We start from the raw sequence: 8,350 nt of genomic DNA, 5'->3' as shown, positions 1-8,350 counted from the left end.
AAGCCGAAGCCTGCGCAGGCGGCCAGCAGCAGGGCGCCGGCCGGGCCAGCAGGCGGGCCCCCCAGGCGGACAGGCGAAGCGAAGAGAGCGAGGGCGGGGTGGCGTGCATTGCAGCTTTCAAGAAAAGGGAGACCCCGACAGCAACGCGCCGGCTAGCGCCGGGGTGGACAGCATGCGCCCGACGGCTCGTCCTGGGCCAGGCCGTCGAGGATGGGGCAGTCCGGCCGGTCGTCGCCATGGCAGCAGGCCACCAGGTGGGACAGGGTGGTCTTCATGGCCTGCAGCTCCTGCACCTTGCGCTCCAGCGCCTCGATGTGCGCCTGCGCCAGGGCCTTGACCTGCCGGCTGGACCGGTCCCGATCCTGCCACAGGCTCAGCAACTCGCCGATCTGCGGGATGCCGAAGCCCAGGTCCCGCGCATGCCGGATGAAGCCCAGGGTGTGCACATCGCGCTCGCTGTACTGCCGGTAGCCCGCGTCGGTGCGGGGGGCCGCGGCCAGCAGGCCCACCGATTCGTAGTGCCGGATCATCTTGGCCGACACGCCCGAGGCACGGGCCGCCTCGCCGATGTTCATGCCGCCGTCTCCGCGTTCGCTTCGGGGTGGCTGGCCGCCGCCGGCCGCCAGCGCCGCAGCAGCAGCGCGTTGCTGACCACGCTGACGCTGCTGAAGGCCATGGCCGCACCGGCCACCACCGGGTTGAGCAGTCCAAAGGCCGCCAGCGGGATGCCCACCACGTTGTAGACAAAGGCCCAGAAGAGACCTCGCCGCAGCGTGCTGTGGGTGCGGCGGGAGATGTCCAGCGCATCGGCCACCAGCACCGGGTTGCCGCGCATCAGGGTGATGCCGGCCGTCTCCATCGCCACGTCGGTGCCGGTGGCCATGGCAATGCCCACGTCGGCGGCGGCCAGGGCCGGCGCGTCGTTGATGCCGTCGCCCACCATGGCCACCACCTGGCCCTGGGCCTTCAGGCCTTGCACGATGCGGGCCTTGTCCTCGGGCAGCACCTGGGCATGCACCTCGTCGATGCCCAGGGCCTGCGCCACCTGCCGGGCCGCGCCCGCGTTGTCGCCCGTCAGCATGACCGTGCGCACGCCCAAGGCCTGCAGCCGGGCCACCGCCGCCCGGGCCACCGGCTTGACCGCGTCACCGAAGGCCAGCAGGCCCAGCAGCGCGGTGGCCTGCTCCGTGGACTGCAGCAGCCAGGACACGGTGCGGCCTTCGTCCTCCAGCCGCCGGGCATCCTCGGCCAGCGAGCCGGCCTCCAGCCCCCGTTCCTGCAGCAGGCGGGCACTGCCCAGCAGCAGGCGTTCGCCCCCCAGCAGGCCCTGCAGGCCGCGGCCGGGCAGGGCGCTCACCTCGGTGGCCGCCGGCAGGGCGGCCGGGAACAGGCCGGCCACATGGGCCATCACGGCCTTGGCCAGCGGGTGTTCGCTGGCCTGCTGCAGGCCGGCCGCCCGCACCAGCACCGAGGCCTCGGTCTGCCCCGGGGCCGGCAGCACGGCCACCAGGCTGGGGCGTCCTTCGGTCAGCGTGCCGGTCTTGTCGAAGGCCACGGTGGTGACGGCATGGGCCAGCTCCAGCGCCTGGGCGTCCTTGATGAGGATGCCGTGGCGCGCCGCCACGCCGGTGCCGGCCATGATGGCCGTGGGCGTGGCCAGGCCCAGCGCGCAGGGGCAGGCGATGACCAGCACCGACACCGCATTGATCAGCGCCGGCTCCCAGTCGCTGCCCGCCAGCAGCCAGGCAGTGAAGGTGAGGGCGGCCACCAAGAGCACGGCCGGCACAAAGACGGCCGCCACCTGATCCACCAGGCGCTGGATGGGGGCCTTGCCGGCCTGGGCCGATTCCACCAGCCGGATGATGCGGGCCAGCGTGGTTTCAGCCCCGATGGCGGTGGTGCGCACGGTCAGCGCCCCCTCGCCGTTGATGGCGCCACCGGTCACGCGGCTGTCCACCGTCTTGAGCACCGGACGGCTTTCGCCGGTGATCAGCGACTCGTCGACATGGCTGCGGCCTTCGGTGACCCGCCCGTCCACCGCGACCCGCTCGCCCGGGCGCACCTGCACCACATCGCCCACGGCCACCTGGGCCACCGGCAGCTCCAGCACCTGGCCGTCGCGCAGCACGCGGGCGGTGTCGGGCCGCAGCGCGTTCAGGGCGCGGATGGCGTCGGTGGTCTGGCGCTTGGCCCGGGCTTCCAGCCACTTGCCCAGCAGCACCAGGGTGATGACCGCCGCCGAGCCTTCAAAGTACAGGTGAGGCATGTCGTCCACGCCCCAACTGCGCCACAGCAGGTAGAGCGACAGGCCGTAGGCGGCCGAGGTGCCCAGGGCCACCAGCAGGTCCATGTTGCCGCTGGCCGCGCGAGCGGCCTTCCAGCCTTCGCGGTAGAAGTGGCGGCCGAACCCAAACTGCACCGGCGTGGCCAGGGCCAGCTGCCACAGGCCACTCAACATCCAGTGCACGCCGGCCAGCTGCAGCAGCATGGGCAGCATCAATGGCACCGTCAGCACGGCACTGGCCAGCACCGTCCAGCCGCTGGGCAGCTTGCTCTCGGCGGGGGGCTGGCTTTCGACCACGGGCTGGGCGCCGTAGCCGGCCTTCTCCACCGCCGCCAGCAGAGGGGCCAGCTGCAGCTCGGCGCCGCCGGTCACCTGCGCGCGCTCGGTGGCCAGGTTGACCTGGGCCTCGGCCACACCGGGCACCTTCTTCAGGGCCTTCTCCACCCGCATCACGCAGGAGGCGCAGCTCATGCCTTCGATCTGGATGCTGAATGCGTGCGTCGTGGTGGCCATGGCAACACGCCCGGCGGCAGGCCGGGCGCCTCGGGAACAGGAATGAGGGCATCCTCAAGCCTCCCATCATAGGAAGGTCAAGCCAGGCCGGCATACCCCGCCTGCAAACTCGGGCGTGGCACACTGGCATTGACCTTCCCACGATGGGAAGCGCCACAGTGGCGACATGCCGGTCATGCCGACCGGCCCCATCAGGAGATGCCATGAGCCAGTTCCTCGTTCCCGACATGACCTGCGGCCACTGCGTGAAGGCCATCACCGCCGCCGTGACCGAAGCCGACCCCGCCGCCACGCTGCAGATCGACCTGCCCAGCCACGTGGTGAGCGTGAGCAGCCAGGCGCTGAGCGACGACGCGCTGCTGGAAACCCTGCGCGAGGCGGGCTACAGCCCGACCCTGCAGGCCGCCTGACGGCCATGGGCGCGCCGGACACCCTGGCCGACGGCCTGGCCCGGTCTCTGGCCCGGCGCAGCGGTCTGCCGGTGGCGCGCGCCGAAACCCACATTTCCTGGCTGCTGTTCTGCGGCACCGACGCCTACAAGCTCAAGAAGCCGCTGAAGCTCGCCTTCCTGGACTTCAGCACGCCGGCCCTGCGCCAGCACTTCTGCGAGGAGGAGCTGCGCCTGAACCAGCGCCTGGCGCCTCAGATCTATCTGGACGTGCTGCCCGTGACCGGCTCCGCCGAGGCGCCGGCCCTGGGCGCCAGCGGCCCGGTCATCGACCATGCGCTGCACATGCGGCGCTTTGCCGACGACGCACTGTGGTCCACCCGCCTGGCCCAAGGGTTGCTGACCGCGGAGGACTTGACGCTGCTGGGCGAGCGTCTAGCGGCCTTTCACGGCGCAGCCCCGCGCGCCACGGCGGACGGCGAGCACGGCCAGCCGGCGGACATCGCCGCCGCCACGGCCAAGGTGCTGGCCCCGCTCCTCACCTGGCCGCACAGCGCTGCACTGGCCCAGCCACTGCAGGCTTGGCTTCGCGCAGAGGAGGCGAGGCTCATGCCCTGGTGGCAGCATCGCTTGGCCGCGGGCTTTGTGCGCGAGGGCCATGGCGACCTGCACCTGGGCAATGTGGTGCAACTGCCCGAGGGGCCCACCGCCTTCGACTGCATCGAGTTCGACCCGGCGCTGCGCTGGATCGACACGATGAACGACCTGGCCTTTCTGACCATGGACCTGCAGGTGCGCGGGCGCCGCGACCTGGCCTTTGCCCTGCTGGACGGCTACCTGACGCATAGCGGCGATTGGGACGGCCTGACCGGCCTGCGCTACTTCGAGGTCTACCGGGCCCTGGTGCGGGCCATGGTGGCCGGGTTGCGGCAAGGGCAGGGCGGCGCTGCGGCCGCCGATGAGCCGGACCATCTGGGCTGGGCGCTGCGCCACACCGCACCGCCCGAGGCGGGCCGCGGCGCACCGCTGCTGATCACCCACGGCCTGTCGGGCTCGGGCAAATCGACCTGGGCGCGGGCCCTGCTGCAGGCGGCCGGGGCCGTGCGCCTGCGCTCGGACGTGGAGCGCAAGCGCCTGTTCGGCCTGGGGCCGCTGGACGACTCACGCGCCCAGGGCCTGGACATCTACACCGCCGAGGCCACCGAGCGCACCTTTGCACAGCTGGAAGACACGGCCCGCCTGCTGCTGCGGGCCGGTTACCCGGTGATCGTGGATGCCGCCTTTCTGCGGCGTGACCAGCGCGAGCGCTTTGCCGCCCTGGCGCGAAGCTTGGGCAGCCCCTGGCTCATCCTGCACTGTGAGGCCGGGCCCGAGGAATTGGCGCGGCGACTGACCCAGCGAGCCGCCAGCGGGCAGGACCCTTCCGAAGCGACCGCGGCGGTGCTGAAGCAGCAGCAAGGCCATGCCCAGGGGCTGGGCGCGGACGAAGCCCGCGCCGCCATCACCGTGGGCGAATGCGACGCCACCGGCGTGGCGCAGGTGCTTCAGCGTTGGCTGAGCCCGCGCTGAGCCGGCGGCCGGGGCGGATCAGCGCGGCGCCTCGCTGTGACGCACCAGCAGCACCGGCACCGGGGCGTGGCGCACCACCAGTTCGGCGTCGCTGCCCAGGGTCAGGCGGCTCAGGCCGCGGCGGCCGTGGGTGCCCATGACGATCAGGTCGCAGCCGGCCTTCTCGGCCTCGCCCACCACCACATCGGCCACCCGCCCGCCGATGACTTCGCGTTCCACCACTTCGGCCGTCACTCCCACCGCCTGGGCCGCGGCCTGGGCCTTGGCCAGCACCTCCTTGCCGTAGCGGCGCAGGTCATCCTGCACCTCCTGGTAGCTGGCCGCCGCGGCAAAGTCCACCAGCATCGGGTACTGGTCGACCACATAGAGCAGCAGCAGGGCGGTGGAACTGCCCTTGGCCAGCTTCAGGGCTTCCTGCAGGCCGCACTCGGCGGTCGGGCTGCCATCCATGGGGACGAGGATCTTCGTGTACATGTTCAACACTCCTTCGAAGCGTGGGTCAGGAACTCGACGGCCGCATTCACGGCCGCCACCTGGGCGGCATTGCACTGGGCCGGGCTGGCCGTCGGGCTGTCGGGATAGACCTCGGTGGTGGTGACGAAACGCGCCGCCGTCATCGCGCCACACAGGCCCAGTGTGCGCTTGGCGTAATTGATCACGCCTTGCTGTTGCACAGCTTCACCCAGGATGCAGCCGCGCTCGTCGGCCTCGGCAATGTGGGTGACCCGCTGCACCGCCTCGATCAGCGCCCGCTGAAAGCCCGGGCCGGGCCCTCGGTGTCGCCCCCCAGATAGAAGCCGTCGGGGATCGGATCCCAGTGGAACACCCCGCCATCGCGCGCTGCTTTGGCCGGGCCGAACTCGCTGTTGTCGGTGTCCGTGGTCTCGTGCAGGTCGATGTGCAGGGCCACTTCGCCCGCCTGCGCCGCCACGCAGGCCATGGCCAGGGCCGACTCGGCCGCCGGGCTGCCCGGCTTGAACTGCCGGTTGGGATCCAGCGCGTCCGGGTTCCAGCGGTTGATCGTCTCGTAGCCCCAGGGGCTGATGCAGGGCAGCACCAGCAGGTTGAAGCGCTCCGCAGCACGTGCGAAGTCGTCGCGGATCCACTGCAGCGCGCCCTGCACGCCACTGGTCTCGTAGCCGTGCACGCCGCCCGTCACCAGCACCGTGGGGCGCCCGGCCAGCCATTGTCGGCTGCGCACCGCGTGCAGCGGATAGCGCCCCAGGCCCAGCCGGGTGTAGTCCAGTTCGCCGTAGCTCAGCAGCTCGGCCTGAGCGGGCAGGGCGGCCCGCAGGGGGGCGACCACCTCGTCCAGGTAACTGCGGCGCCGCTGCTGCCGCTGCAACCAAGCGGCCCGCTCCGTCGGACCCCAGGGGCTGCCGGGCGTGCCGATGTCATAAGGGGTGGGTGTGGCCACCGGAGCGGCAGAAGGAGTCTGGGTCACGCCTGTTGTGCGGGTCGCTGCAATGCCCATCACGATACACCCGCGACCCGGTGTCGGCAGAATGGCCGGTGCCGAATGGCCCCCATGGAGAACCGCTGCTGTGAACCCGACCGAATTGCCCGTGCTGGATGCCGAAGGCCTGAAGACCCTGTGCGAACCGCCCTCGGTGCTGGCCGGCTGCGCGCATTGCCAGGGGCTCCATTGCCCGGGCTGGGAATCCATCCCCGGCGGCTACGACACCCGTCAGCTCCACCCGGTGGGCACGCTGCGAAAAGACCCGTTTGAAGAGCCGACGCTGGACGAGAAGCTGCCACCGGGCACCCACACCTGGTCTGCCGACGCCCCCATCGCGATCGATTACGCCCCTTACAACCGGTCTAGCGTGTGGGTCTGCGGGCACTGCCGCAAGCCGTTTCTGCGCTACACGGAATACGGCGGCTACTACAGCGACGAGCGGGTTCGGGCCGTGGCGCCCGGGTTGGTGGTGTGAAGCGGACTGCTGACGCGAAGCAGGCCGACGAAGGCCATCGAAGGGGCTGCCATGCAACGCCGTGAATGGCTGTTTCGAACTCCCGCTAACTCGACCCGGCCCATCGTCTCGGCATGAGCTCTAGCGAATAGCTAGGTGCAATATCCCTTGCTCACGATCCGTTATACAAGAGCCAAGTCTCAATGATTTTATCGACTTATCGAAGGTATTTTTATTTTTAATATAGCAGCGATGATAAAAGTTTCGAAGAATGAATAGAAGAAATGCGTAGGGAAACAGCATGGTTGAGACTGGAATCCGACAGTTTTCGAATTGACCAAAGGTCACATGCGACTTCGGATGCAACATATCAGTGTGGTTATCCGGATCATAGTCGAATCGAATCGGAAAGCGCACGATGCGCTCTAGCACAATGTCTCCGAACAGCTCATCTTTTTCGTAAAGATATGGGGCCTCCTCAACAGTAGGAAGTTCTGGAGAAGGGAAAAAGCCCAGCCTGTGATTCTCTATTTTACCTTCTGCGTCGAAACGATACTGGAAAATCAGCAAACCACCATCAGGCATCTTCATATGGTAAGCGTCATTTCCGTCGAGCTCTGAATAGATCGTTCGATACGGGATGTTCTTTAGAGCCAGGCTGGACAATGGGAGGTCGCCGACACTAACCTTTCCCTCGGCTAGGCGGCGCTCTGAGGGGAAAGTTTGCTTGACTGAAAGCCCAGCAATGAGCATCCGGCTATACATCTCGCGAAGCTGCGAAGCCACTACCGCTTGGCTCATTTTGCTACTCTTCTGGCACGCTTGTTGTTCAGTTTCTCCAATGCGTGCGCGAGTTGTTCCGGATCCAGTTCTCCCGCAGCGACCGCATCCATGATTTCGTCGATGGTCTTCCTCTGCTTTATTCGGCGGCGCCCCAATATTTCGCGGTTGATTAGCCTCAGATCCTTCTTTTCGTCGGCAGTCGGATATTGGAAAACCAATTTAAAATCATGACGTATCAGTGCATTGAGCTCTCCGATGAGAGCATTCATATTGACCCCAATTCCTAAAACGCGAACCCAAGCCTTTGAGCGGGTGATAGCCGTGAACAACCGGTTTCTCACCAGTGCGGTAGTCGATTTGTCCCATCCGGCGTAGCAGTCTTGAGCATTCATGATATACACCATGCCTGCTTCATTGCCTTTCGCGCGAAAGATGCCGGTGAACGTCACCGCGTCCGCTTTAGAAAATACGTCTGCCGATGTGCTGACGCCAGCCAATTCCGTATCAATGTCTTTTGCAAAGAGTGCGGCTCTGACAGGCCCTACTTCACGCTCGGTCGTGAACGGGTTTGGGTTGATAACGACAATGTCATCGGGACGCAGTTCCTCCTGCTCGATGTCATGCTGGATCTGGGTTGCTAGCCAGTCGGCCTGTGCCTTGGCGTCGTCGAACTTCAAGAACTGGATCAGGTCGGTCAGAGGAGAATGGTCTTCGAGAAATAGCGGCGAGGTCTCGGGAGTGCGAGCCAGCGTGACGCGCTCGCCGCCTTGAATTCTCCTGACTCANCGGTATATCCCACATCCGTCCAGAGATTATCTTGCTCAAAGAATTGACCAACCCTTTATCCCGGTACAAACCAAAGCCATGGCGTGCGCTGTGGCAAGCAATGGACGCGAATTT

General features: G+C 67.3%; 10 protein-coding genes. 3 read left to right on the top strand and 7 right to left on the bottom strand.

Going from position 1 to position 8,350, the window contains the following annotated elements:
- Positions 1 to 152: 152 nt before the first annotated feature.
- Entirely contained in the window at positions 153 to 575 is a 423-nt protein-coding gene (gene cueR, locus I73_RS25600) for a Cu(I)-responsive transcriptional regulator (protein WP_022979233.1), read from the bottom strand.
- Positions 572 to 2,797 carry a cation-translocating P-type ATPase gene (locus tag I73_RS25595; protein ID WP_022979232.1) on the bottom strand — a complete coding sequence of 742 codons (2,226 nt, stop codon included), beginning with the start codon at positions 2,795 to 2,797 and terminating at the stop codon, positions 572 to 574. The genes cueR and I73_RS25595 overlap by 4 nt, the downstream gene beginning before the upstream one ends.
- Before the next feature lie 203 nt (positions 2,798 to 3,000).
- On the opposite strand from I73_RS25595, the gene I73_RS02810 reads away from it, so the two are divergent.
- Positions 3,001 to 3,207, top strand: coding sequence for a heavy-metal-associated domain-containing protein (locus I73_RS02810; protein WP_022979231.1), 207 nt, complete (start codon positions 3,001 to 3,003; stop codon positions 3,205 to 3,207).
- Between the two features lie 5 nt (positions 3,208 to 3,212).
- Entirely contained in the window at positions 3,213 to 4,754 is a 1,542-nt protein-coding gene (locus tag I73_RS02805) for a bifunctional aminoglycoside phosphotransferase/ATP-binding protein (protein ID WP_022979230.1), read from the top strand.
- An 18-nt stretch (positions 4,755 to 4,772) separates the two neighbouring features.
- On the opposite strand, the gene I73_RS02800 is transcribed toward I73_RS02805, so the two are convergent.
- From I73_RS02800 to I73_RS25590, 3 genes are read right to left on the bottom strand one after another with little or no spacing between them, the layout of a single operon-like run.
- Positions 4,773 to 5,228: a universal stress protein gene (locus I73_RS02800; RefSeq protein WP_022979229.1), complete on the bottom strand. Its 456-nt coding sequence runs from the start codon at positions 5,226 to 5,228 to the stop codon at positions 4,773 to 4,775.
- 2 nt (positions 5,229 to 5,230) lie between these two features.
- Positions 5,231 to 5,488, bottom strand: a complete 258-nt coding sequence (locus I73_RS33670) for a hypothetical protein (RefSeq protein ID WP_234409393.1) — start codon at positions 5,486 to 5,488, stop codon at positions 5,231 to 5,233.
- Between the two features lie 8 nt (positions 5,489 to 5,496).
- Complete coding sequence (locus tag I73_RS25590) at positions 5,497 to 6,171, bottom strand: M14 family metallocarboxypeptidase (RefSeq protein ID WP_234409392.1); 675 nt, start codon at positions 6,169 to 6,171, stop codon at positions 5,497 to 5,499.
- 127 nt (positions 6,172 to 6,298) lie between these two features.
- Between I73_RS25590 and I73_RS02790 the strand changes: the two genes are divergently transcribed.
- On the top strand, positions 6,299 to 6,688 hold the full coding sequence (locus I73_RS02790; protein ID WP_026096238.1) for a hypothetical protein: 390 nt from the start codon (positions 6,299 to 6,301) through the stop codon (positions 6,686 to 6,688).
- A 120-nt stretch (positions 6,689 to 6,808) separates the two neighbouring features.
- On the opposite strand, the gene I73_RS31315 is transcribed toward I73_RS02790, so the two are convergent.
- Positions 6,809 to 7,468 carry a DUF2290 domain-containing protein gene (locus I73_RS31315; protein WP_083876514.1) on the bottom strand — a complete coding sequence of 220 codons (660 nt, stop codon included), beginning with the start codon at positions 7,466 to 7,468 and terminating at the stop codon, positions 6,809 to 6,811.
- Complete coding sequence (locus I73_RS31310; RefSeq protein WP_083876513.1) at positions 7,465 to 8,127, bottom strand: ATP-binding domain-containing protein; 663 nt, start codon at positions 8,125 to 8,127, stop codon at positions 7,465 to 7,467. Before I73_RS31310 ends, I73_RS31315 begins: the two co-directional genes overlap by 4 nt.
- Positions 8,128 to 8,350 lie beyond the last annotated feature (223 nt).

It is taken from the genome of Ideonella sp. B508-1 (assembly GCF_000333615.1).
Taxonomy (GTDB): Bacteria; Pseudomonadota; Gammaproteobacteria; order Burkholderiales; family Burkholderiaceae_C; genus Ideonella.
The sequence above is the reverse complement of the archived record's forward strand: the minus strand, read 5'-3'. Positions and strand labels throughout refer to the sequence as shown.